The 24,978-nt window shown below is 35.5% G+C and carries 22 protein-coding genes; 17 read left to right on the top strand and 5 right to left on the bottom strand.

Features of this window, described 5'->3' with window-relative positions:
- Positions 1-780: 780 nt before the first annotated feature.
- Positions 781-2,349 (top strand): T9SS type A sorting domain-containing protein, encoded by a 1,569-nt coding sequence (locus AABB81_RS11450; protein ID WP_342160661.1) that lies wholly within the window; start codon positions 781-783, stop codon positions 2,347-2,349.
- Between the two features lie 412 nt (positions 2,350-2,761).
- Here the strand turns inward: AABB81_RS11450 and AABB81_RS11445 are convergent, their stop codons facing one another.
- The 4 genes from AABB81_RS11445 to AABB81_RS11430 all read right to left on the bottom strand — a co-directional run bounded on the left by AABB81_RS11445 (position 2,762) and on the right by AABB81_RS11430 (position 6,656).
- On the bottom strand, positions 2,762-2,983 hold the full coding sequence (locus tag AABB81_RS11445) for a hypothetical protein (RefSeq protein WP_342160660.1): 222 nt from the start codon (positions 2,981-2,983) through the stop codon (positions 2,762-2,764).
- Positions 2,984-3,517: 534 nt separating this feature from the next.
- Positions 3,518-3,877 carry a heavy-metal-associated domain-containing protein gene (locus AABB81_RS11440; RefSeq protein ID WP_342160659.1) on the bottom strand — a complete coding sequence of 120 codons (360 nt, stop codon included), beginning with the start codon at positions 3,875-3,877 and terminating at the stop codon, positions 3,518-3,520.
- Between the two features lie 26 nt (positions 3,878-3,903).
- Positions 3,904-6,153, bottom strand: a complete 2,250-nt coding sequence (locus AABB81_RS11435; protein WP_342160658.1) for a TonB-dependent receptor — start codon at positions 6,151-6,153, stop codon at positions 3,904-3,906.
- 71 nt (positions 6,154-6,224) lie between these two features.
- Positions 6,225-6,656, bottom strand: a complete 432-nt coding sequence (locus AABB81_RS11430) for an HYC_CC_PP family protein (RefSeq protein ID WP_342160657.1) — start codon at positions 6,654-6,656, stop codon at positions 6,225-6,227.
- A gap of 293 nt (positions 6,657-6,949) precedes the next feature.
- Between AABB81_RS11430 and AABB81_RS11425 the strand changes: the two genes are divergently transcribed.
- The 15 genes from AABB81_RS11425 to AABB81_RS11355 all read left to right on the top strand — a co-directional run bounded on the left by AABB81_RS11425 (position 6,950) and on the right by AABB81_RS11355 (position 22,630).
- The gene (locus tag AABB81_RS11425) at positions 6,950-7,645 is read left to right on the top strand and encodes a DUF6090 family protein (protein WP_342160656.1); all 696 of its coding nucleotides are present in this window, start codon (positions 6,950-6,952) and stop codon (positions 7,643-7,645) included.
- Positions 7,646-7,833: 188 nt separating this feature from the next.
- On the top strand, positions 7,834-8,631 hold the full coding sequence (locus AABB81_RS11420) for a hypothetical protein (protein WP_342160655.1): 798 nt from the start codon (positions 7,834-7,836) through the stop codon (positions 8,629-8,631).
- Positions 8,632-8,873: 242 nt separating this feature from the next.
- On the top strand, positions 8,874-9,824 hold the full coding sequence (locus tag AABB81_RS11415; protein ID WP_342160654.1) for a pepsin/retropepsin-like aspartic protease family protein: 951 nt from the start codon (positions 8,874-8,876) through the stop codon (positions 9,822-9,824).
- A 94-nt stretch (positions 9,825-9,918) separates the two neighbouring features.
- Positions 9,919-10,668: a DUF6090 family protein gene (locus tag AABB81_RS11410; RefSeq protein ID WP_342160653.1), complete on the top strand. Its 750-nt coding sequence runs from the start codon at positions 9,919-9,921 to the stop codon at positions 10,666-10,668.
- A gap of 185 nt (positions 10,669-10,853) precedes the next feature.
- A complete protein-coding gene (locus AABB81_RS11405) occupies positions 10,854-11,864 on the top strand; it encodes a peptidyl-alpha-hydroxyglycine alpha-amidating lyase family protein (RefSeq protein WP_342160652.1) in 1,011 nt (336 codons plus the stop codon).
- 188 nt (positions 11,865-12,052) lie between these two features.
- Complete coding sequence (locus AABB81_RS11400) at positions 12,053-13,132, top strand: hypothetical protein (protein WP_342160651.1); 1,080 nt, start codon at positions 12,053-12,055, stop codon at positions 13,130-13,132.
- 168 nt (positions 13,133-13,300) lie between these two features.
- Positions 13,301-14,239: a ThuA domain-containing protein gene (locus AABB81_RS11395; protein WP_342160650.1), complete on the top strand. Its 939-nt coding sequence runs from the start codon at positions 13,301-13,303 to the stop codon at positions 14,237-14,239.
- Positions 14,240-14,482: 243 nt separating this feature from the next.
- Positions 14,483-14,902, top strand: coding sequence for a hypothetical protein (locus AABB81_RS11390; protein WP_342160649.1), 420 nt, complete (start codon positions 14,483-14,485; stop codon positions 14,900-14,902).
- 140 nt (positions 14,903-15,042) lie between these two features.
- Entirely contained in the window at positions 15,043-15,966 is a 924-nt protein-coding gene (locus tag AABB81_RS11385) for a TolB-like translocation protein (protein ID WP_342160648.1), read from the top strand.
- Positions 15,967-16,144: 178 nt separating this feature from the next.
- Positions 16,145-16,879 (top strand): DUF6090 family protein, encoded by a 735-nt coding sequence (locus tag AABB81_RS11380; RefSeq protein ID WP_342160647.1) that lies wholly within the window; start codon positions 16,145-16,147, stop codon positions 16,877-16,879.
- Between the two features lie 575 nt (positions 16,880-17,454).
- Positions 17,455-18,441 (top strand): hypothetical protein, encoded by a 987-nt coding sequence (locus AABB81_RS11375; protein WP_342160646.1) that lies wholly within the window; start codon positions 17,455-17,457, stop codon positions 18,439-18,441.
- Between the two features lie 257 nt (positions 18,442-18,698).
- Entirely contained in the window at positions 18,699-19,229 is a 531-nt protein-coding gene (locus tag AABB81_RS11370) for a nuclear transport factor 2 family protein (RefSeq protein ID WP_342160645.1), read from the top strand.
- Positions 19,230-19,452: 223 nt separating this feature from the next.
- Positions 19,453-19,959, top strand: a complete 507-nt coding sequence (locus tag AABB81_RS11365) for a YybH family protein (RefSeq protein ID WP_342160644.1) — start codon at positions 19,453-19,455, stop codon at positions 19,957-19,959.
- Positions 19,960-20,182: 223 nt separating this feature from the next.
- A complete protein-coding gene (locus tag AABB81_RS11360; protein WP_342160643.1) occupies positions 20,183-21,604 on the top strand; it encodes an alpha/beta fold hydrolase in 1,422 nt (473 codons plus the stop codon).
- A gap of 300 nt (positions 21,605-21,904) precedes the next feature.
- The gene (locus AABB81_RS11355) at positions 21,905-22,630 is read left to right on the top strand and encodes a DUF6090 family protein (protein ID WP_342160642.1); all 726 of its coding nucleotides are present in this window, start codon (positions 21,905-21,907) and stop codon (positions 22,628-22,630) included.
- A 276-nt stretch (positions 22,631-22,906) separates the two neighbouring features.
- On the opposite strand, the gene AABB81_RS11350 is transcribed toward AABB81_RS11355, so the two are convergent.
- The gene (locus AABB81_RS11350) at positions 22,907-23,917 is read right to left on the bottom strand and encodes a hypothetical protein (RefSeq protein WP_342160641.1); all 1,011 of its coding nucleotides are present in this window, start codon (positions 23,915-23,917) and stop codon (positions 22,907-22,909) included.
- 194 nt (positions 23,918-24,111) lie between these two features.
- Here AABB81_RS11350 and AABB81_RS11345 point away from each other — a divergent pair, with 194 nt between their 5' ends.
- A complete protein-coding gene (locus tag AABB81_RS11345; RefSeq protein ID WP_342160640.1) occupies positions 24,112-24,684 on the top strand; it encodes a hypothetical protein in 573 nt (190 codons plus the stop codon).
- Positions 24,685-24,978 lie beyond the last annotated feature (294 nt).

The raw sequence follows: 24,978 nt of genomic DNA, 5'->3' as shown, positions 1-24,978 counted from the left end.
TTCAATTCGAAATACAAGGAATATCTAAATTAAAATTAAGTCTCATTTTAAAATTAATAAGCCTTGACAAATTGAATTAATCAATTGTTAATCAGTAAACTGACGCGACATCTCGAGTCCCGTCCAGACCAGAACAATAAGTATTAAGTTTTAAGGACTAAGGACTAAGAAAAGACGAATTTCACTTAACACTTAACACCTTTCTGAGGTTTTTTTAATGCCTAACCAAGCGACATAGATGTATCTATGGATTTTACTTCGAAATTCGAAATCGGTTATTCGATATTTATTTTCAAAAATGACGTGTTCAGGTGCATCTACTTCTGAAATCTCAAATCTCAAATCTGAAATCTGAAATCTCCAATCTCCAATCTCCAATCTGAAATTAGTTAAAGCCCCTCCTTATTTTTTTGAGGCCATTTCTTCCGATAAAATGTATTTAAATAATATTAAAAGAATAAACCTGCCTGCCGCAGGCAGGGATTTCATATCCGAGAATACTGAATCAAAAAGTGTAGATTTTACTTAACACTTGCTAAGCTGTTTAAGGTTCTTTCTGCAAGAATAATTGATGATTTCTGTAATAGCCAAAAGGGGCGCTGGAAGGGACGGAAAAATCCCGAGGGACGGATGGGTGATTGGCATTGCTTCGCAGTTGTTGTGGTCTGGGCAAGACTATTACAATGGATCTAAATTCATGTATTAGGGTAATTTACCCTCCTAAGGGTATTCAAATTATCGATGAATAATTTTATCTTGCCGTTCAATTCGCAAATGTATATGAAAAGAATATTACTATTAGTTTTTCTTTTAATCAAAGTTAACAGTCAAGGCCAAAATATATTGATAAGTGATAATATTGGTAATCGATATGGACCGAATGAGCCTTCGATCATGATGGATCCTGAAAATTTGGATGTTTTAGTTGCCGGGAGTATTCTTAATAACTATCATTTTAGCAATGACGGGGGTCGAACCTGGGAAATTGGCGAATTAACATCGCCTTACGGAGTTTGGGGAGATCCGGTTATAGACGTTGACAGCAAAGGGAATTTCTATTATTTTCATTTGTCAAATGTGTCAGGAGGGGATGGTTGGTTAGATAGAATCGTTTGTCAAAAATCAACAGACAATGGTGAATCGTGGTCAGATGGAACGTTTACTGGGCTCAACGGGTCAAAAGATCAGGACAAACAGTGGAGTGTCATCGACAGAAACAATGACAATATTTATCTAACATGGACTCAGTTTGATGAATATGGAAGTAAAGATCCATTATGCGCCAGTGTCATCTTATTTTCAAAATCTTTAGACGGGGGAGTATCATGGTCAACTCCGGTTCAAATAAACCAATTTGAAGGAGATTGTCTGGATGGTGATGATGCTGTTGGAGGAGCGGTTCCCGCTGTCGGACCAAATGGTGAAATTTACGTCACCTGGGCGGGGCCCAAAGGATTGCTTTTTAATCGATCCCTGGATCAGGGAGAGACTTGGCTTCAAGAAGAAATATTAATTGATACCATGCCCGGTGGATGGGATCAAAAAATTTCGGGAATTTCTAGGGCCAATGGATTTCCAATAACTAAATGTGACCTTAGTGGAGGTCCGAACCACGGTAATATTTACGTGAACTGGTCAGATCAAAGAAATGGAGAGCATGACACGGATATTTGGTTCTCAAAATCAAGAGACGGTGGTAACACTTGGTCTTCCAGGTCAAAAGTCAATAAGGACAAATCTAACAGGCAGCAATTTTTTACATGGATGGATATCGATCAAATGAATGGGAACCTCCATTTTGTTTTTTACGATCGTAGAAATTACAGTGATGATAAAACTGATGTTTACTTGGCATTTTCCAATAATGGAGGTCGATCTTTTAAGAATAAAAGAGTTAGTGAAAGTCCGTTCCTTCCAAACAAAGGTGTTTTTTTCGGAGATTATACGAATATTACAGTGCATAATAATATTGTCAGGCCTATCTGGACTAGACTTCATGAGGGCGAATTAAGTATCTGGACAGATGTAACTCCTTTCAACGGAACTCCATCAACGTATAAAGATATTCAGTCAGAGAAAATTGAAAATGTGAAACTCTATCCAAATCCTATGGTAGATAAAAAGAGTTATATTTCATTTAAACTGCGTGAGCCGTCCATTGTTAATATCGAAGTATTTGACAAACATGGAAATTTGATCCATAGCATAGTTGATCATATTGAGATGGGGTATGGTAAATACAGTATCCCGATAGAACTGAATGAATTGAATTTGCTCACTGGAGTATACTATTGTAGATTGACTATTAATGGTCAGTCAAAGACTTTGAAAACTATAAATATTAATTAGGTAGTTATCATACCTTATATTTAGTAATATCCATATGTTCGAGTCCCGTCCAGACCAGAACAATAAGTATTAAGTTTTAAGGACTAAGGACTAAGGACTAAGAAAAGACGAATTTCACTTAACACTTAACACTTAACACTTAACACTTAACACTTCTCACTTAACCCCTCACTGAGGTTTTTTTGTTTTTAGGGATTTCCTAACCTTATTCCACCTTATAATTTTAATCTTCTTGTGAATCCTCTGTTTTATAAAGGATTATAGCCAATCAATTTCTTTCAGAAGGTGAGCCATCATATAATATATTTACCCCTTGAAAGGTAAGTCTGAGGGTATGGAAATTTCCCGAGGTAGACCTTTTATGAAGTGTATTGATGAATCTTATTATTGCTTTATTCCGTCTTTTTCACTTTTATCTTTTACTATTTTCAGTGTGCTTTTCGATATGTTGTCTTAAGAGCTCCTTTAGACTATTTAGATAATCTCTCATGATCTCCTTACTTATATTTGGATGTGCCATGGCAGGAATGGTCATAGGGTTTTCATCCAGGAATCGATACAACTCGGGATAGTTGTTCTCAATATCGGCTGTGAGTTTTGATATTTCGGTCATTAATAGATCTAAATCCTTCATCTTGTCTATATTTGAAACTGTAGAGAAAACCAGGGCATATAGGAATGCTCTTTCAGCAGAACAGAAAAGTCAGCGGCCTATTAAAGACTTTCCGTTTCCTAATTATCATTAATCAGTGAAATTAGAGTGGAAAGCGTATTATACGCAATGACCTGAATCATTCAAAGCATTGACGGGAGTCATTCTGAAAATGCTTTTATCAAGGATTTTTAACTGAACTATTGACCTATTTTTACAGCTTCTTGTTTATAATTTCCTCCTGATGCAATTATCTTCTTAACCACGCGATTGGTTTAAGTATTCGTGATGTGCTTCTCAGTTGTTGTGGTCTTGGCAGGACTGTTCTAAATTATTGTCTCATAAGCATTGGATGATTGGGAATATTTGGGAGTGAATGCTGCGAAGCAATTGCCTCGTGCAGTGACTCTTTTATTTGGTTCTTTTTTTGGAGGAGCAAAAAAATGAACAAACAATGATATTAAGTTCCTTATTTCAATAAGAACCACTGCATTAAACTAAAAGAAGAAAAGAATATCAGTTCTTTTCTTGATGCTCCTTTTGCACCTCATCATCCCTATACCTACAACAAGTATGGACCGAAAGATACGCTTCCTCAGTAGCTTTGATCGCCTTGGTATCATGACCAACCGCCGCTACATGCCTAGAAACACTATCTAAATTGGTTTTACGGGCATCGTAAATCAGATCTAACTGATGCGTATCAATACTCCAAACTGCTGATTTGACCCCCTTTGTTTTAATGGCAGCCATTTCGATCCGTTTTTTACACATGCCGCATACGCCATCAACTTCCAAGCTGGCTCTGGCATTCTTGTCTTGAGCAAAGGTCATATTCATCAAAAAAAGTGCTATAATGGTGATGATCTGTTTCATATCTATTGGTTTTTTAAAAATCGTTTTTAGTTTAATTTAAATCGTAATCCGGTATAATACATGCTTCCAAAAATGGGGCCATAGACAAAGTTGGTGTCAAAATTAGGTCCAAAAGGATCTTCTGGGCTCACAATCGGATCAGCCTGTCTCACATTGGTCACGTTTTCCCCTCCCAAATATACTTCAAATTTAGGTGAAAAAACCTTAGTAACCTGCAAGTTGAGCGTTCCTACCGTTGGTGAGAATTCATCAAGTTGGTATTGCTCCGGGCTCAAAGAAGTGTCTGGATAGCGCTGCTCGCTAAGATAATTATAGGTGGCGTCAAACTTCCATGGCGCCTCAGTGTTTTTACCGCGTAATTCATAGCCCAAATTGGCAAATATCCGATGCTTAGGAACCAGCGGTTTTATTCTTCTTCCCAACGTGTAATCGGTTTGAATATCATAGTATTTATAAGCAGCTCTCAAATCAAGTTGTTTGGCAATATTATAGTTGAATTCAAATTGAAAACTATTGGCAAAACTCTGACCTTTGAGGTTGTAAAAGCTGATTTCATACGGATTTTCCCAATCAACCACCACTTGGTTTTCAAATGAAGTACGGTAATAATCTAGGGTGATGTCAGCCTTCCTTTCAAAAAGGTTAAAGCCTTGTAAAAAACTAATCCCATAATTCCAGGCAACTTCAGGATCCAGGCCATAGATCTCACCGCCAGCATCTGATATGTTAATCTGTCTCGAACTGGCAAACAGGCTCTGGTTTTCAGCAAAGATATTGGCACTTCGTTTTCCACGACCCACTGAGGCCCGTAGTGCAGATTTTTCCCAGGGCGTATAGCGCATATGTAAACGGGGCGTGATAAAAAAGCCCAATCGATTATGCTGGTCTGCGCGGATTCCGGCCGTCATGGTAAACTTATCGAGATTGTCGAAAGCGTATTCAAAAAAACCACCAAATGAATTGTCGTTTCTTTCAATATCAGTAGTCTCAACCAGTTCGTCAAAGTGGTCATACGTAAAGCTGATTCCTGTTTTAATTTTATGCCTCGAATCTGATATAATCGAATTGTATACCAGGTTAGAATAAAAACTATTGTGCTTGATGTCATAGATCCGTTGCCCAAAATAAGAGTCTTGTTTATGATGGCTATAGGCCATTTGAAAGCCGAGACTTTGATAGGGAATTTGCGGATTTACATAACCTAGTTTAAAAGAACCTTCCATCCTTTCGGTGTCAATTTCACTGCCCCAAGCATTGGTGGTGAGCCGGTCTGTGTCGGGGTCAAAATCAACCTGACCTGACTGCTTCGAATCGTTTAAATAACGCAGGTTGATAAAACTGACGATCCCTTTTTCAGGATTGGTGTATTGCCAGCGATTCATCACATTGATCTGGTTATACAGCGGTATGTCGAGAAATCCATCATCGTTCACGTCATGCTTTTTTTGATGCGTATTACCGTGAAGGTAGATACCGGTGCTCCATTTCTCAGATACCTGGGTGTTGAAATGGGTATTGAGTTCTAAACGTTCGCTGGAAGCGGTGTAAAGGTTTAAGAAAAAATTGTGGTCCTTGGTCGGCTTGACCAGTTCTGCATTGATCTGCCCTGTGATACTTTCAAAGCCATTCACAACGCTTCCGGCACCTTTGGTAATTTGTATGCTCTCTATCCAAGTGCCCGGAATAAAACTAAGCCCCTGTGCCTGAGAAGCGCCACGAACGGCGGGTATATTCTCGGTGGCAATTAAAATATATGGAGAGTTCAGCCCCAGCATTTTAATCTGTCTGGTACCCGTCACGGCGTCTGCAAAATTGACGTCGATAGAAGGATTGGTTTCAAAACTCTCAGACAAATTACAGCAGGCCGCTTTTAATAACTCATCGCTACTCACCGTAAAGGTGTTGGCGGCTTTTAAGTAAGACTTTGCCGTTGTCTGTTTTTGAGAAGCGAGCGTCACTTCATCAAGGTCAGAAGTGGATTGCAATACCTGTCTGATGTTTCTATTAGAATTGACTGTCAGGGTCTTTGTTGTAAAGCCAATAAAAGAAATGACAAGTTGATTGTGTTCCTGGGTATAAGGAACTGAGAATGTACCATCGGCAGCTGTCATAGTGCCTATGGTAGTGTTTTGCCAATAAACATTGGCGCCCTCCAGCGGAATTTCTTTACCGTCTAAGACCTCGAAAACCTTTCCTTTCAATGATTCTTGCGACTGAACAAACAGCGGCAGGGCCAGGAATAAGACGATCATCTTTATTTGATATATGTGTAGCATGAATATTTTTGATTGATCATTATGGTATGTACCCAATGGTTTTAGGGCATCGTACTGATAATGAGTTCAAATCAAATCAAGAAAACTTCGTTCAAGACCTGGATGTCTTCGACTACGTTGGGTGGAGAATAGTATTCAAAAGGGCTGTGATCCTGTGGTTCAAGCTCGAATAGGCCACTAAAAGTATAGGCAATAGAAAAGATAAATACCTTCTGATGGCTGTTGAGCTCCTTTGTTTTTTCTAAACTAAGCTCATCTTGACCTTCTACCAAATCAACCACATCCTTACAGCAGGAATTTTTCATAAACAAGCTGTCTTCACCAGAGGTTTCCTGGCCCATGTCAGCTGCTTCCATTCCACATTTTTCTGCCTCTGTAAAAATAGCCACATCTACAAGATGCTCACCACAGTAGTGTTTTTCAATGCTGATAGACAGCGTTGAAAATAACACCAAAACGGCCATGGCCACAGAGAGTAATTGTAGAATACGATTGTGTATCATGCTGCAAATTTAGCAATTATTTTAAAGCTACAGTCTAGCTTTATGAAACCTTTAACTTATGGTTATAGCTGGTTATTTGCAATCTGTATATCTTTTTTGGCATCATTTATTATACCTGACCAGTTTGAGATACTCTCTTTTTGTAAAAGGCACTTTGATTTTCGCCTAATCATTGTTTTTATCTCCCTATTTTAGCAGGATAAACACTATATTGTTTTTATATATAGTTGTGCTTCATTATTTTATCAAGATAATTACCAAAAAACTATATCTTTAGAGAAACCAAACCTCTAATGATATTATTTTTTAGAAAATTTAGACAAAAAACACTGACCAAAAGTAGGCTTGGAAAATATTTGCTTTACGCAATTGGAGAAATTATTCTTGTGGTAATAGGAATTTTAATTGCCTTACAGATAAATACCTGGAATGAAGATTATAAAAACAAAAAGAAAGAAAGAGGCTATTTAATTAACCTTCAACAAGATCTTAAAGCAGATTCGTTAAGACTTAGTGAACTTAAAAATGATTTTGAACTAGCTGTAAAATCAAAAAGAAAATTTGAAATAATAATAGAAGAGCAATACACGACAAATGATTCCTTAATTTTTTATGTAAACAATCAAATAGATCTTATAACCGACTTTGTTCCAAACTCTTCAACTTTTGATGAATTAAAAAATAGCAATGGTCTTAATCTTATTTCAAATCCTCAACTAAAACGACAAATCGTAACCTTGTACAACTGTTATGACGACTTAATTCTCAAACTTAAACTAGGAACAGAAAAATCGCAAATACTATATGCCCATTTGAGTAAGTATGTCAATAATATTAATTCCATTACTAGTGAAGAAATCCATTTCCTTTTAAATGACAATTTTTTTAAGAATCAGATGCTGCTAAATTATCTGTATACCCAATATACAGCCACATCAAATGCATATGATAATTGCGTCAAAACCTTAGAACTCATAAATAAAGAATAAAAAAATAACGAAAGCACAACAATGGCTATAAGTAATTGCTTGTTCTCGCCTACTTTGGAAATTCCTCAGGAATTTCCAACTTGGTGTGTACTTGCAAAGTTAACCGCTAAACCACGCAACTGCTCATACCCAAACCGTTATGTGCCAAATAAAAAAGTGCCCTGCGAGAAACCTAAACTGATAGAAAAATGAAAATATTTGGAATTATTTGCTTTTTAACCTCCTTGATAATAATAACCTCTTGCAATGAGAAAGAGACTGCTTCAGAGATTTTACAAAAAACTGTAAACTCAATAGATACAATTGAAACAGTTTACTTTAAACAAGATATGTCAAGAACAAATCCTCAAAATTTAAATGATGTAATTCTCCGATATCGAGAGATGTATTTTAAAAGACTGACTACGGATTCGATTGTTGGTGTAAAAGGACACTGGTACATGTATTCAGACGATAAGAAAAATGTGATTTTTGAAGATATATATAATGGCAATAGACTGATTCGTAAAAATAATCAGGATAGTGCTGCAATGATTTATGATTTAGTTAAATATCCAGATTTTAAGAAGAAACATTTTTGGGGACATAATACATTGTATGGCATGCAACATGAGTTTAAATTTATCTTGAATAATACTGATTCATTCATAATTAACAGATTAAACGATACGATTATTAACAACAAGGATTGCTACCAAATTAAAGTGCAATTGGAAAATAAAATGACTATGCCTGGATTTAAAATTAAACTTGAAAATAATGAAGGCAGCATTTCGAATACATTATATTACATTGATAAGGAAATATTCTACCCAATTGGCATGAAAGGTGAAAGCTATTCAATTGATAATCCAGAAAAAAAGATGTTTATAGACCAAAGATATTATGATATTAAATTCAACCTGATTATTGATGATAATGTTCAGTTTAAAACATCAAATGAATCAATAGCAGGATATGAAAAAAGAGAGATGAAACCTGAATAAATTAGGCACATAACAATGTATAAAAAACATAAGTGGTTCAGTGGTTTACGGAAGTTCGGAGCATTTAATCAGCTCCGCCAAATCTGCGATTTGACGGTTAGTTTTAAAACAGTACATTTGTGTCAAAACTCAAATTTGGCTCAGTGCAACTTGACAAGTAGGAGCTTCGAAATCACTTACGTTTCTTATACTCAACGTTAGCAAAAATTACAATCGATCTCAAAAACAGACCTTTATAGAAGATGAAATCATTCCTAAAAATCTGCTTCATTCTTACACTAGCCCTGTCCTCTTGCAACTCAGGGAATCAAAAATCTGAAAGAGCGAACACTGATGAATTGCTGCAAAATGAAATTAAATTCGAATGGCAAAGCTTTGAACTTGATGGTATCAAGTATGAGCACGGAGCGTTATTCTTACCTGTTTATATCGATTCAATTGACAGAGAATATAAAATGCAGTTTGATTTAGGATTAAATGTCTCGGCAATTTATGAGAACCCACTTCAGACAATTCTTACAGAACACCCCCATTTAAAAAGAAAGATCGTTGCCAGAAATGACTACAAAATATTGAGAGTAAATACCAGAATTGGGAACTACAGTTCTTCAGTTGATACATTATTCGTCTACGAAGATCATGGAGACCAAAAAAGCTACGACTCTCTTTCGGTAATTGGGTCAATTGGAGCTAATGAGGTTGAAAACAAAATTCTTCTCATTGATTTTCCAAACACTACTCTTGCCATTCTTAACGAGGAGAGCGAATTTGACAAATCAGAATATCATTTAGCCCCACTTGAATATAAATACGGTAAAATATTTATTTCTTTAGCAGCTGATGGACAAAGCTATGACTTCATTTATGACACGGGAGTGTCCATATCTGCGATCACTACAATTGATAAAGCTTTTTTTAATAAAGTAAAAAGTAATTCAACTCCTACGGACACAGTGAAATTGAATAGTTGGGGGACATTAGCCACTTTTGAAAAATCAAAAATTGAATCTCCTATCCAATTGGGGGAAATGAAGTTAAGTGCAAATAAGAATATTCTTTTTACCCAAGAGCAAAAAATTGTAGAAACCTTGAATCAGGTTGGGATTGACGGGCTAGTAGGAAATGACTTTTTCATAGACAATGTGATCATAATTGATTTGGTCAACAATAAATTTGGAGTGAGAAAACAATAACTTTTGCTAACAATGTATAATCGTTAATTGCTCGTACTCTCACAACTACGCTTATACGAGACCGTTGTGCTTCATTATGACAAACCGCTAACCAATGATAAAATTCTTTAGAAAAATTAGACAAAACTTACTTTCAGAAGGAAAAACTGGAAAGTATCTCAAATATGCTATTGGGGAAATAGTGCTTGTTGTTATTGGGATTTTGATTGCATTATGGTTGAATAATCTCAACTTAAAAAACCAAAAAAGAAGTGAAGAAATCGATATCCTTAAAGGACTTAAAAAAGATTTTCAGTCAGACATTAAAGATTTTGAGTTAAATATTTGGTTTTATAACAGTATTAGTAGCTCAGCTGATGTTATTCTGAAGCAGTTGGAAAGTTCGGATGTTTATAATGACTCATTAGCTTCTTATTTTGCCGGCACTATACGCTGGCCTCGCTCAATCATAAACAAAAATTCATTCGATGTTTTAAAATCGAAGGGTTTGGACCTTATTTCTAACGATTCACTAAGAAATGAAATTCTAAATTTTCATGGTCAGGAATACACATCTATTAAAACATGGGAAAACGAAATTAATAGAGAGATATATTTTGATGAAATATTGAAAAGATTTGATAAAGTTGATCCCTGGAATTTTGATAAAGATGGTAAATTTAATCTAGGCACTATGAAACCAAACAACTATGATGAGCTTAAAACAGACACTTTATATAAGTCATTGCTTAGAACCATGAAAAGAGACGCAGAATACCTTTTATATGGTGATTACTTTGACATAATAAAAGATTTAGAAAGCCTAATTATTAGTATTGATAAAGAGTTGGCTAATTTAGAATAACACATAAAATATTATATTAGAAAACGAAAGCACAAAATTGGCTATAAGTAATTGCTTGTTCTTGCCTACTTCTGAAAATCCTTTCGGATTTCCAGTTTGGTGCGTACTTGCAAAATTAAGCGCTAACACACGCAACTACTCATAGCCTAGACCGTTGAGCATCATTTTAACCAAACCCAATTAATATGAGCTATAAAAAATTAGGATTTTTGTGCTTATGTACAATACTTCTGCTCATCGGTTGCAAGCAATCGAAAGAGAAGAGGATAGTAACAGAAAACGTAATTCATGATTCTTATGCACTTGTAAAGGACTGGCCAAATTTACCTGAAGATTATATTGTAGGTATGCCCACCGGACTCGCAATAAATTCGAAAGGTAATATCGTAGTGTTTAACAGGACAAGGCCTTGGTCATTTCCACCCCCAGAAGAAAAAATCAAAAACAACATCATTATAACTATTGACAACGAAACAGGCAAAATATTGAAATCTTGGGGGACAGATTTATTCTTAATGCCTCATGGGTTGGAAATTGACTGGGACAATAATATTTGGGTGACAGATGTTGGTCTGCAACAAGTCTTAAAATTTAACTCAGACGGAGAGCTCCTTAACATGCTTGGTGAGGAAACTATTCTTGGCTATGATTCCATCCACTTTGCCTTACCAACAGATGTTGCGGTTAACCCAGAAGGCTCGTTTTATGTAAGCGATGGCTACAGAAACAGCAGGGTTGTTAAATATGATAAGGACAATTCATATTTATTTGAGTGGGGTAAAAATGGTCCAGACTACAAATTAAACAAAGGTGATAAGGAAGGGGAGTTTAACACACCTCATGGTATAGACTTAGACAAAAACATGAATGTATATGTTGCTGATCGTGAAAATAACAGGATTCAAAAATTTAATTCAGAAGGTAAGTTTTTAGCCGTATGGCAAAATAAATCAGCGCACCAGTTATATTCAGTTGCTGTTGACCACAAAAACAATTATCTCTTAGCTATTGATTACGACTCAATTGCAAAGACCTCCAAAATTTTACGTTTTGATTTAGATTTGAATCTCGACATGCAATTTAATAACCCAAATACAAGATATCACGACATTGCGATTGATGATGAAGGAACAATCTTTGTTGGAGACATCGCAGGGCATAAAATTCAGAAATTCCTGTTAGTGAAAGGAGAATAAAAATGAAACGAATGCACAACAATGTATATTAGCCATTAAAACGGCTCATATACTTTACCGTTGTGCTTCATTATAACCAACCATTAACCAATGATAAAATTCTTTAGAGGGCCGAACGGAAAGCAAAGGTCTGGCAGACCTTTGATAGTGAGGAGCCAGGCGGTTTGTGGGCTGAAAAAACAAAAGGTATGATCAAGTTCTTTAGACACATCAGACAAAACTTACTCGCGGAAGGTAAAACTGGAAAGCCTGCCTTGCCGGCAGGCAGGTATTTTAAATATGCTATTGGAGAGATTATACTTGTTGTTATAGGTATTCTGATAGCATTGAGTTTGAATAATTGGAATGAAAAAAGAAGTCAAGATGCTAATTTTGACAAACTCATTGATGCGTTTGAAAATGAAATCATAGAAAATATTGAAGAAGCGAATCATGAGATTGAGGTGTATCGAGAAACTCAATTAAAGGCTTCAAAAATTCTATCAAATAAAATATCACATAAACAACTTCTAGAAGACCGAAATTTTAGAAGCTTAATAGAAATGAATAGATTAGACATTAATTCAGACGATATCAGATCTCTGGTTTATAGGCAAGAAGAATTTCCAGAGAATTTTAAGGTTTTAATTCCTCACTTAAAAAATTATCTAAAATTTGAAAGTCGGTATAATAAAAATCAACTTGATTACGGAAAACAGGTTACAGAATATGAAAATTATTTAATAGAAACCCAACCCTGGTACTCCAGTAGTTATGTCAAGGTTGTGGATTCCATAGCAATTAATGAACAGGTTGAATTTTATCTCAAAAATCCTATTTATAAAAACTACCTATCAAACTATATTTATGGCTACAGCTATTCTCTTAGAGAAATGATAGGTGTTCGTAGTGCTTGCCTTGTAATTTTAGCTGAAATTAAAAGAGTAAGGGAGAAAATTAATACAGAAGACATAAATGAGCTTTTTAGTAAGTACAATGTGACACCTTATTCTGAAAAAACCTGCAATGAATCGAAAGAATCAATCAGCAATTTTGATGAACCTGCTACATATATTCCCATATTAAATTCTACCAACAATATAGTAAGTATTCAATGGAAAGATGATGACAATACTTTTAAAAATAAAATTCAAATAAAACCTGGCGAACTAACTATTAATCCCGTGTCTAAACGTTTACAAGAAAATTCAATTCTTGAAATAATATTTCACGGAGAATGCATCAAGAAATACCAAGCAAAAACTAATGGATATTTATTAATCCAATAATGTCAATTAATTTAAACGAAAGCACAACATTGTGTATAAGCAATAGCGGGTTCAGTGCTATTTTGAGATGTAAAACTATAAATCAAAGGTCGGTGCTATCTGACAGTTTAGTGGGTTGAAATCCGTTACTGCTCATACACGAGACCGTTAGCTACAATTATCAGAAACATGAAAAAAACAATAGCCATATTATTAATTACTTTCTCTTTCCCATTATTCAGTCAAGAAAAAATCAATGTCTTGATTCTACAAAACGAGTATGCCCACGATGTGCATATTATAACAGATGTATTTGAGGAAGTACTGAATAACACGGGAAATTATTCGATTGACAAGTTCTTTGTTAAAGAAAATGAAGGCTGGGAGAATTTCAACTATAATTTCAAAGATTATCAATTGATAATATCATCAAGACTTGGTGGTGATATGCCAGAAAAATTAAGAAATGAATTTGTTTATTACATAGCAAATGGAGGTAATTTAGTCATAACTCATCAAGGCGTCAGTTCTTTTTATGATTGGCCAAAATTTCATGAAGTAATTGGGTTAGGATGGTATGGATCAGATTCGGGAGAACATATTTTCTGGAACGAAACCATCGGTGATTTTATCAGAACTCCTCTATACCACGGAGTCGGAGTCGGTCATGGAAAACAACATGAATTTCTTGTAACTATGAGAGATACGGAACATCCCATTTCTAAAGGAATTCCAGTAGAGTGGATACAATCAAAAGATGAATTATATCATGGCTTGCGAGGGCCAGCTCAAAATATAACAATTATAGCTACTGCATATTCAGACAAAATTACTTGGGGTTCTGGAGACCATGAACCTATAGCATGGACTACAAATTATGGGCAAGGAAGGGTATTTGTAACTGTTCTTGGACATGTTATGAAACAGGAATACGAGAATGCCATCAATGGAATAAATTCTTGCGAAAATAAAAATGAGGCTATTTACTCTGTTGGTTTTCAAACGCTTTTCGCACGAGGAGCCGAATGGGCTGCTACTGGGAAAGTGAGTATTGAAAATCCTGATAATTTTCCTTCAAAAACGGAATCTAGTTCTGTTGAACCTAGTAAAGTTAAATGGAAGAAATAAAAAATGTAGCTTACACCGTGTAAAAATAATTGCTCGGTTCTCGCCTATTAGAAAATCCTTATGGTTTTCCTCTGGTTCGTTCCATTTTTAGTAAGTTAGTTACTTGCACACGCAACTATCCTTACACAAACCGTTGTTGGCGGTAATTTGGTTACGACAGTACAAATAAATCAGAATAAATTATTGCAAGTATAACAATATAAATTAGAGTATTAATTAATCATTCATTTAAACCATAAGATTATGAAAGCTTTTGAAAACGCGACAACATTTTTCCACAATTGTGAATCTGCAAAAGGATGGGAAGCCTGTAAAGATTATGCAATAGAAAATGCTGAATTCAATGCTCAAAGTGAGCCCCTAACTGATGTTACAAAACTTGAGGATTATGTTAATTGGATGAAAGGGTTAGGGACCATTACAATGCCTGATTGTTCGTATAAAGTGCATTCTTCTGCTTATGATGAAACAACTAATACTGCAATATTTTTCGCCACTTTTACAGGTACACATTCTGGTGATGGAGGACCAATACCACCAAGTAATAAAACTACGAACACAGATTATGTATATGCTATAAAAATGAATGATGAGGATAAGGTAGAAAGTATGACTAAAATTTGGAATTCCTCGTGGGCATTACGAGAACTTGGTTGGATGTAAAGTATTTAAAAATATATAGAATTTTTGATTTTTTGACCAATTATAAAACTGCCGACAACAACGGCTATACGTAAGGTGGGTTCATGCTAAATATGTAACATATAGTATAAAACGAAATTAGTAATAAATTGAAAAATATTATGCGAAATCTAAGCACTCTTATAATAGTAATACTTGTAGTTAGCTGTGGCAAGCCAAAAGTATCTTATTTAGGCCAGAAAACACCTGGCACATCCCCGGAATTGTTTGCACCATCCATTGTTAATACCGATAGTATTGAATTGAATGCTGTATTCAATAATTCAATGACAGAAGTTTTCTTTACACGAATTATAAACGGAAGTTATGTTATCTATCATTCTGAGTTAATTGATGATCAATGGACAGTAGCAAATGCTATACCGATGTTTCCTGAGAATACTGAGAATACTACAGCTGTTGATATGTCACTAACTCCAGACGGTAATACTATGTATTTCCTTGGGGTCCTTCATGAAAATGAAACATTGGACGCACCCTCAGATATTTTTCGAAGTCAAAAAGTGAATGGCAAATGGCAAATGGCTGAGAGGGTCGGATACCCTATATCTACCGATGAATATAGTGAGGCGTATCCTGTAATTGTTGCTGATGGAAGTTTATACTTCGTTTCAGACCGTCCGGGAGGTTTTGGGAAACAAGATGTTTACCGGGCTCAATATTTAGGTGATGGTAAATTTGACACCCCAAAAAGTATTAGCCCAGTAGTAAATACCTCTTTGGGATCTGGAGATACGTATGTAGCCCCTGATGAAAGTTACTTAATCAGTAATAAAAGATTTCCTAAAAACTCTGGACTATATGTGTCATTCAAGAAGGATGGTGAGTGGCAACCTCTTATTTACCTGAAGGAACCGATCAACTCAGAGTGGACTGACTTTTGTCCATACATGACGCCAGATAACAAATATTTTTTCTTTTCCAGGAGATACAGTGATCCTCCGGAAAGTGGATGGGCAGGAGTTATCAAAGGGGAAGTTTATTGGGTAGATGCCAATGTGATATTTAATATGAATGATAAATAACAATTGCCAACACTGTATAAAGGGTATGAAAACGCCCTTTATACCCACCGTTGTGCTTCATTATGACCAACCGCTAACCAATGATAAAATTCTTTAGAGGGCCGAACGGAAAGCAAAGGTCTGGCAGACCTTTGATAGTGAGGAGCCTGGCGGTGTGTGGGCTGAAAAAACAAAAGGTATGATCAAGTTCTTTAGACACATCAGACAAAACTTACTCGCGGAAGGTAAAACTGGGAAGCCTGCCTTGCCGGCAGGCAGGTATTTTAAATATGCTATTGGAGAAATTGTATTGGTGATGATTGGTATTCTGTTGGCTCTACAAATTAATAATTGGAACGAGTCTCAAAAAATGAATAAATGGGAACACCGTTTCTTAATTGATTTAAAAAATGAATTAGAAGTAAATCTTAATCAACTGGAGGAAATTAATAATAGGCATAAATCGGTAGGCAATGCTTGTATTGAATTGAAATCTTTGTTAAATACAGCCACAATTAAAGAAAAATCCAAAATAGATTCAGTTTATTCTTTAACGCTGTTTCAAACTACTTTTTTTCCAACGACAGGTGTTTATGATTCTGGTCTATCTGCAGGAAAAATAGAAAATATAAAGAATGACAAACTGAAATACGATATTATGAATTTATACAATCATTATTATAAGCGGCTAGTTTATAATGGTGCAATACTAGATGGAGTTATAGGAAATATTGATTTAGATAGAGATCAATATTTTGATCGATCCAGCTGGAAATTAAAGTCTTGGAAATATATTGAAAGTCCTGAATTTGTTTTAAAATTAGACTATTTATATGGGCGAAATATTGAATATACTTTCCTTACCCAAGAAAACGTTAAAGAAATTAAAAGGTTAATTAGTTCGATTTCAGACGAACTTGCAGAAAATGATTAATGAATATTAGATGAATAACGAAAGCACAGCAAAGAACTGAGTTAAAATCCAAAGGAAATTAACTTCAATTCGTATGACAAGGAAATATTAATCTCACTATTAGGGTTGATTACTTTCAATAAAACACATTAAATATTTGTAATTCAATAATTTAAATCGCGGGTTCGAATCCCGTCCAGACCGCAACTTTTTAAAGTAAAAATAGTTGTGTTGTTAAGACGGTATCATCTGCTAGACCCATCTCAAATATTACATGAACTTTTTGATTATTGGTTTTTCTTATGTAGATTTAGCCTTGAATAAATTGCTGAAGCCCCCTAATGTTGTTGGATTATAGAATGGTTGGTGTTACCTGTTGTGATTTATCATTACGTGAGTGTTGGAAGAAATAAGAATTACCAATAAGTATTAATCTCTTGCAAAAAATAATAACTTTTTTGATGTTTAAATTGGGTCTAAGCTCAATAATAGCAAGGGATGCAAGAAAGTGATCATAATTGCGGATAAACACTATATAGCGTTTATTAACTAGTTGTGCGTTATTAAATCGAATAATTAAAAGTCCGAAATTTAACATGAAAAAAAGATATAAAATTCTAATTGCAGTCATAACTGTATACATCCTATTCAGTCTTTATGCCTATTATGCTTATAAATCAAGTTTGGGAGATTGGAAAACTGAAATACCAGCTGAAACAGAAATTAATTGGGCAGATTTTATCTGGACCAATCGTACCATCAACGGAAAATACTTTGAGAGAACTGCAATGTTTATCCCTTGCAAGATGGAGGGAATTGACAATAACCTAACTTTCCAATTTGATACAGGATCCAATAGAACTATGATTTATGAGAACCCGCTCAGTTCGTTTTATTTTCAAAATGAAAAACTATCAGAGCAGGTAAGCCAAATGAAATTTCCTATTAATAAGTTGGCTTCCGACAAAAAAGTATTTAAGAATGCAAAAATAAAATTTGGTGATTATACCATATCTAATGAAAGAGCCTCTGTGATGACTAATCTAGGCAGAGCAACATCAGAAGAAAGTGTAATTGCTGGAGATACTATTCACTTGGGTACTATAGGAGCTGATATATTTAAGGATAAAGTTTTGATCATTGATTATCCCAATCTAAAATTTGCCATTACTGATGAAGTACCAAGAAGATATAAAGATGGATTGATAGATATTGAGATCAATAGCAATGGTAGACCGATTTTACCATTAAAAATGAATTCAAACGAGTATAAAATTATATTTGATAATGGTTCTAGCTTGTTTCCAATTATTGCCACCTCAGAAAACATCAATAAATTTACTACAAACCCTATTATTGATAGTTTAGAAATTAACTCCTGGGGCAAAAAACATACCGTGCACAGTAGAATAATAACAGACACCTTCGAAATCGCAGGGAGAAAATTTACTAATGTAGAAGCCTATGAAAATCATACAGGTTATGGTATAGATGAAAGTACTGATGGGATGACAGGGAATGCGTTATTTTGGGATAGTACAATTATTATAGACTTTAAAAACAAAAAATTTGGATTAAAATAAAAACAAACGCACAACAATGGCTATGAGTAATTGCTTGTTCTCGCCTACTTCTGAAAACCCTCGCGGATTTTGCTTACGCCAGTTCGCTCCGCTCGTGTCAGTTTGGTATGTACTTGCTAAGTTAACCGCTAAACCACGCAACTACTCATAGCCGAGAACCGTTGTGCATAAACTAAATACAAGAAACTGATCAAATAAATAAGTAATGGGATAGCCGAAAACCAAACAGAGTAGGCATTTATAATAATCTAATCAAAATGAAAACTACATCTAAAATTTTCACACTTATGATTGCAGTTGTTTTAACACTTGCAATGGGCTGTAAACAAGAAAACAAAAAATCCACTTCAGTTCAACAAGAAACAGGAGTCAAAACCGACAAACAAATGATACAGGATAGCCTCACAAATTTTGGAAAGAGATATGCTGCTGCTTGGTCGAGTAAAAACCCTAATGACTTGGCAAGCTTTTATACAACTGATGGGATTTTACTCGATGGTGACGGAATATCTGTTACGGGCAGAGACTCAATCGCATATATTTCAAAGATATTTCATGACGAAATTCCAGACATAGTTGTAAGCTTGGATAGTATGGTAGACGCTATTAATGGTGTTGAGTTCCATTGGTTACTTGAAGGAACAAACACAAAAGGTGTTAAAGTAAAAATGACAGGTCACGAAGTAATGCAAATAGAAAATGGGCTCATTACCAAATCGCAGGGAAGTTATACGAACGGAGAATATGAAAAAATAGTTAAAGAGGCTTCTGAAAACAAAACTGAATAAAAAAATAAAATATGTTGCTGTGTTGTTGGTAATGAACAGCCCATGCACAACACTGGCTATAATCCATTGCTCACAACCAACCTTAACCAAAAAATACAATCTTTAACCAGCTATGATTCCTACTCCGAAATTCTACCGAATTTTTTCGCAACGGAATCATAGCCAAACCGTTGTCTGTAATGCACAAAACTAAATAACACAATTAATTAAAAAACAAAAAAAAATGAAAAACGCTATTAAGAATCTTAATCGAATCAAAGTACTACAGCTAATTATTTTACTATTATTCATTTCAACGAGCTGTAATAATTTAGACAAATCTAAAAAAAATAAAAACCAAGAAAACGAGACGGTTTTCAATTTAGCTAAAGAAAAAGAAGAATTGAAAAAATCATTTAAAGGAGTGAGAGAATCTCTGGCTAAAAAAGACGCAAAAGCTGTTGCCAATTATTATACAGAAGACGGTGTATTTATGCCACATAATAGCACAATTTTTACTGGAAGAGATAATATTGAGAAAGCGTTTGAAGGATTCATTGAAAGCGGATTTACTGAACTAAACGTAGAATCAACTTGGGCTGAAGGTTGTGGAGAATATTTACTAGATACTGAAAAATGGACTTTAAGCAATGGGAAAGATACGCTAATAGGAAAGTCTTTAGTAATTTGGAAAAAAGAAGATGGTATATGGAAAATGTATAAGGATATGATAAATACAGATACACCATAATATAAAAACCAAATTGGATTAAAGAAACTTAAGATGGCTATAAGTAATTGCTTGTTATTGCCTACTTCTGAAAACCCTCGCGGATTTTGCTTACGCCAGTTTGCTCCGCTCGTGTCAGTTTGGTGTGTACTTGCAAAGTCAGGTGCTAAACCAAGCAACTACTCATAGCCGAGAACGTTGTGGCCCATTAATTAGAATCCCAATTATAAAAAACAAACGATAAATGAAAACATTCTTAATTGGTTTATTGCTCTTTTGTACAACTTCTTTTGTTGGAAATGCCCAAATTGTAAAACTGAAATCTTCAAAAGGATTTGTACAAACCGATGATTATGTAAAACTCCATTACCAATTACTTGGTGAAGGAAGTGACACCCTTGTAGTGGTACACGGTGGAGGAACTTTTGGTTCTGCTTACTTAGTTCCTGATCTCACTCCTTTAGCAGCGCATCATAAGCTTTTGTTTTATGATCAGGCTGGTGCAGGTTACTCCACTGTCGTAAAAGATACGACCAGGTATTCCATGAACAATACCATTAAGGATATTGAAGAAATCCGTAAGCATTTTAAATTGAAAAAACTGAACCTACTATGTCACTCGACAGGTGGTCTAATCTGTGGTTATTATGCTACCACCTATCCAGACAAAGTGAAATCCATGATGCTCATAGCTCCTTTACCAGCCGCAGCCGCTATGACAAATGGTTGGGTAAACAAGAATGATAGTCTCACGGCACTTCTTCTTGAACAAAATAAAAAAATATATGAAAACAAGCCAGTCGATTCTACTAAAGCCTGTTGGGATTACTATTCCCTTTGGATAAGAGGATTTGCAGCCTCCTATGCAGAGGCTAGAAACATTTGGGGAAACATTTGCAACTGCAATCAGGCTAATCTAACCAGCCCATTTAGTTATTACAAGATGAAATCGATTGGCAACTGGGACATTACTTCTCAATTGGCAAATGTTAAAGCGCGGGTACTGATACTGGCAGGAGACAATGACGCTATACCTTTTGCTTCTTTTGAGCACTGGAACAATAGTTTGCCCAATAGTAGTTTACTAAATTTTAAAGGCGCTGGCCATCTTCCGAATGCTGATGAGCCTACTGCCTTTTTCTTAGCTATTGAAACGTTCCTAAAAGGAAATACACCAGATGAATCGGTCATGGATGCATTTGGCGCAGGAGTTATTTTACCTGATGATTTGAAAGAATCTAGTTACCTAAGGGCAAGAGCTGCAGTTATTGAAGTAGAAAATGAGCTGGTTCGATTGGCGAACAGATCAGAGTGGGAAGGTATGTCTAAGCTTTACACGAGCGATGGCATTATTTATCCCCCAGGTGCGCCTCCTATCATAGGTAGAAATGCGATTGCTACTTTTTGGAAAACCGTATCCAAAAGAGGGATGCATTCTTTGCAACTGCATTTGGTAGACTTAGAGATTTCGGGTGACTTACTTATTGCGAATGGTAAATATTCCATGCGAAATGAGCAAAATGAAATTCTGGATATTGGTAAGTTTATCGCAATCTATAGAAATGAAAATAATAAATGGTACCTGCAAACAGATATGTTTAACTCTAGTTTGGAAACTCGCTCTCCACTCGAAGTACCGGACTATTTGACAATTTTAAAGGAATAAAGAATAACAAGATTTAAGAGAGGAGTATTGAAAGCAAAGAAAAAGGTACACAACACCGTATAAAATTAATTGCTAGTTCGAGCTTGTTTACGAAAATCCTCGCGGACTCTCTATCTGTGATTTATTTGCTAAATTAGGTGCTTAACCACGCAACTAATCTTATACAAACACGTTGTGCTTCATTATGGCAAACCGTTAACCAATGATAAAATTCTTTAGAGGGCCGAACGGAAAGCAAAGGTCTGGCAGACCTTTGATAGTGAGGAGCCAGGCGGTGTGTGGGCTTAAAAAACAAAAGGTATGATCAAGTTCTTTAGACACATCAGACAAAACTTACTTGCAGAAGGAAAAACTGGACAGTATTTTAAATATGCAATCGGAGAAATTATCCTCGTGGTAATTGGAATCTTAATCGCGCTTCAGATTAATAATTGGAACGAACAAAGGAAAGTTGACAGAGAAATAGTGAAAACACTCACAGAGATACGCAGTAATCTAATTAGCGATAGTCTAAGCATTCGTGAAACTCGTATCAAAAAGTCGGAGGACATCAATATCCAGTACACAGTCATCCATGAATTAGAAAGTAGAAATATTCCATATGACTCTATTGAGTATCATCTTGGAAGGGTAATGATAGCCAGACGAATAGTTCTTGTCGACAATGGTTATCAATTGATGAAAAAATTCGGATTAGAAAGGTTAAAGAATAAAGAACTAAGAAATGAATTGATAAACTACTACACCAATTCTACAAAAAAGATAGATGATGATACCGCAGACGACGACTTTGAATTCCGCACAGTATTCCTTCCCTATGTTCGCAACCATTTTCTCGATTGGAATTGGAGTAAACGAGGTGTACCAGCAGATTACGAGCATCTCAAGTCCGATCAATATTTTCTTACTTCTCTCAAAGTAAGCATCAAAAACGAAGAAAGCACATTAGAAGTATTGAAGAATGGGGCAATGAAGATTCAGGAGATTCTTCCAATGCTTGACGAAACAATATTGGCTTACGAGTAAGATATTTATAAAAAATACAACTTGAGGGCTTTGGGAACTAATAAAAAAATTGATTAAACTAAAATATAAAACGAAAGTACAACACCGTGCATGTTTCTATATTTATCTTAAATACAGTCTTTTACCTTTAATTACTCACCCATGCTGTTGGTTTAAGTATTCGTGATGTGCCTGCCTGCCGGACAGGCAGGCTACGCAGTTGTTGTGGTCTGGATAAGACCATAAAAAAACCCGAATGAAGAATCACTCGGGTTGAAATTTGTATTATATTTAGAATTAGTTATTTGGCCATTGAGCCCAATTACTGCAATGTCCTGCGTTATCAGATTCGCCAATGGTTCTTTGGATACCAGTGTAACCAGCGTTCATTAAAGCTCTTGGAGCAAAATGAAATTTTTCATTCTTTTCACCTTGAAATAATTTTCCAAAATGCGCTTGGCTTAATCCATGACCTGATTCGTGAAGAACTACTGTTTCTACATCTATTCCACTTCCATCAACTGACCAAGGATAGGCGTCATTATAATAAATATCTCTGAAAGCAACATCATTCTTTCTATTATTATCTATATCGCTTGGAATAAAATCGCCGTTTTCATCATAATCACCCCAAATAAATGTAAAAGTAACTCCAAGGACATTACTGCCTGGTCCAAAAACAGCATCAGTAACCTCAGTGTTAAAACCTGAGTGCATAATATCAGTAAAAAAGAATGATCCACTGGCACCTCCACTTACAATAGCTTGTACATATCCTAAATCAAAAGGGGAAGCTCCTAAGTTAGTCAATACCAAACCACTACTACACGAAACATTATTCCAAGTGTTCATGGCATTCAGAATTGCTCCGTCGGTATCGATCTGAGAGAGTCCGCTCGATGTAAAGCCTTCTGTTCCATCTCGGGCATATGCAATATCAGAAAAACCACCTCTATTTGGATCAAATGGAACAAAATCTGCAGCTAATTGTTTGTTTCCTCTGTCATTAAAATAAACCGTATTACCGGTTCCATCGGAGCCATAAGATTCAATAACTGATAATTGTACTGATATTCCCTGTGATTGAAGGGCCTGATTGATGACCACCATGAAGTCCATTGGAGAAGATTCTCCTTTTGTAGCAGGCTTTCTATTCAGATTCAAATGAACCGCCTCCGTTTTTTGCATACTTCGTGGCGTAGACGATTTACCAAGATTAGTATCTAATTCAACATCTGAATCAGAAGTTTGACAACTCATTGCTCCTAATCCAATAGCAGCAACCATAAAATAATTCTTTAAATTCATAAGGTTTGTTTTTTAGGGGTTATAAATTTGGATTTTTTATTTGCGCAGAGAGCGCAATAAATTAATTCCCTTAAGTTATCGAAAGTAAATAATGGCATCCTATGATCTCAGTCAATTTTTTTATTGACGACGGTCATTGCTTTTTTATCAACGAATTTTTAGGTTGAAAAATTCAATCAATTAAATCAAACATTATGAAAACAGTATTAAAAATGATTCTTGCAATCGCTGTGATCGGATTTTTTACAGCATGTAACAGTTCGGATGATTTCGAAACGGACAATGTCGATTCCTTCAAGCACCATGAAGGTAAAATGGTCACTCTCGGGTTTAACATATTGCTTTATGGAACATACCAAGAAGTTCCTGAAAACGATGATTGTCCTGGTTTAGGCAAAGTGATAAATACGGGTGAGGGAACAGGAACACATTTTAAAAAGGTTACTTCCTATTTTGAATTTTGTGTAAAACCAACTGGACCAGGAGGAGGTACCTATCCAGAAGGATATCTAGTTGCGTATTTTGAGGATGAAAATGGAGATAGACTTAATGTAGAAGTAGCGGGCGAGGTTATACCGGGAAGAGTGCCTGGCATGCCAAATTATGCCTTATCGTATTTTAAAGATCCGTTTAAAATTACTGGAGGAACCGGTCGTTTTGAAGGCGCTACTGGAGGTGGTATGACCAACGACTACAATTTTATAGGCAAAGATGGCATACCGCACACAAGTCACCACTGGCAGGGAACCATAACCATGAAAAAATGAAATTTCATCAGGAAAATATTGAGTCCCGTCCAGACCGTAACTTTTTAAAGTAAAAATAGTTGTGTTTTTAACATTAAGAGTTCACTCTTGAATAGTTAGCTAATGAAAAACTTCAGTCTTACTGAGGTTTTTTTGTTTTATAGACTTTCCTAACTGATTTAGTGCTTTTACTGAATAATTCATCTTATTTGCTTTGATTATAGTGGTTTAAGATTACCTCTATGAGAATAGTTGATCAGCTTTGTAGTGATCAAAAGGAGTGCTTGGAAGGGACGGAAAAATCCCGAGAGGCGG

It is taken from the genome of Lutimonas vermicola, from assembly GCF_038433205.1.
Taxonomy (GTDB): Bacteria; Bacteroidota; Bacteroidia; order Flavobacteriales; family Flavobacteriaceae; genus Lutimonas; species Lutimonas vermicola.
This window is presented reverse-complemented; position numbering and strand designations above follow the sequence as displayed.

Coding starts and splice junctions, on each gene's coding strand:
- AABB81_RS11450 (WP_342160661.1), top strand. CDS start 781: ATGAAAAGAATATTACTATTAGTTTTTCTTTTAATCAAAGTTAACAGT.
- AABB81_RS11445 (WP_342160660.1), bottom strand. CDS start 2,983: ATGAAGGATTTAGATCTATTAATGACCGAAATATCAAAACTCACAGCC.
- AABB81_RS11440 (WP_342160659.1), bottom strand. CDS start 3,877: ATGAAACAGATCATCACCATTATAGCACTTTTTTTGATGAATATGACC.
- AABB81_RS11435 (WP_342160658.1), bottom strand. CDS start 6,153: ATGCTACACATATATCAAATAAAGATGATCGTCTTATTCCTGGCCCTG.
- AABB81_RS11430 (WP_342160657.1), bottom strand. CDS start 6,656: ATGATACACAATCGTATTCTACAATTACTCTCTGTGGCCATGGCCGTT.
- AABB81_RS11425 (WP_342160656.1), top strand. CDS start 6,950: ATGATATTATTTTTTAGAAAATTTAGACAAAAAACACTGACCAAAAGT.
- AABB81_RS11420 (WP_342160655.1), top strand. CDS start 7,834: ATGAAAATATTTGGAATTATTTGCTTTTTAACCTCCTTGATAATAATA.
- AABB81_RS11415 (WP_342160654.1), top strand. CDS start 8,874: ATGAAATCATTCCTAAAAATCTGCTTCATTCTTACACTAGCCCTGTCC.
- AABB81_RS11410 (WP_342160653.1), top strand. CDS start 9,919: ATGATAAAATTCTTTAGAAAAATTAGACAAAACTTACTTTCAGAAGGA.
- AABB81_RS11405 (WP_342160652.1), top strand. CDS start 10,854: ATGAGCTATAAAAAATTAGGATTTTTGTGCTTATGTACAATACTTCTG.
- AABB81_RS11400 (WP_342160651.1), top strand. CDS start 12,053: ATGATCAAGTTCTTTAGACACATCAGACAAAACTTACTCGCGGAAGGT.
- AABB81_RS11395 (WP_342160650.1), top strand. CDS start 13,301: ATGAAAAAAACAATAGCCATATTATTAATTACTTTCTCTTTCCCATTA.
- AABB81_RS11390 (WP_342160649.1), top strand. CDS start 14,483: ATGAAAGCTTTTGAAAACGCGACAACATTTTTCCACAATTGTGAATCT.
- AABB81_RS11385 (WP_342160648.1), top strand. CDS start 15,043: ATGCGAAATCTAAGCACTCTTATAATAGTAATACTTGTAGTTAGCTGT.
- AABB81_RS11380 (WP_342160647.1), top strand. CDS start 16,145: ATGATCAAGTTCTTTAGACACATCAGACAAAACTTACTCGCGGAAGGT.
- AABB81_RS11375 (WP_342160646.1), top strand. CDS start 17,455: ATGAAAAAAAGATATAAAATTCTAATTGCAGTCATAACTGTATACATC.
- AABB81_RS11370 (WP_342160645.1), top strand. CDS start 18,699: ATGAAAACTACATCTAAAATTTTCACACTTATGATTGCAGTTGTTTTA.
- AABB81_RS11365 (WP_342160644.1), top strand. CDS start 19,453: ATGAAAAACGCTATTAAGAATCTTAATCGAATCAAAGTACTACAGCTA.
- AABB81_RS11360 (WP_342160643.1), top strand. CDS start 20,183: ATGAAAACATTCTTAATTGGTTTATTGCTCTTTTGTACAACTTCTTTT.
- AABB81_RS11355 (WP_342160642.1), top strand. CDS start 21,905: ATGATCAAGTTCTTTAGACACATCAGACAAAACTTACTTGCAGAAGGA.
- AABB81_RS11350 (WP_342160641.1), bottom strand. CDS start 23,917: ATGAATTTAAAGAATTATTTTATGGTTGCTGCTATTGGATTAGGAGCA.
- AABB81_RS11345 (WP_342160640.1), top strand. CDS start 24,112: ATGAAAACAGTATTAAAAATGATTCTTGCAATCGCTGTGATCGGATTT.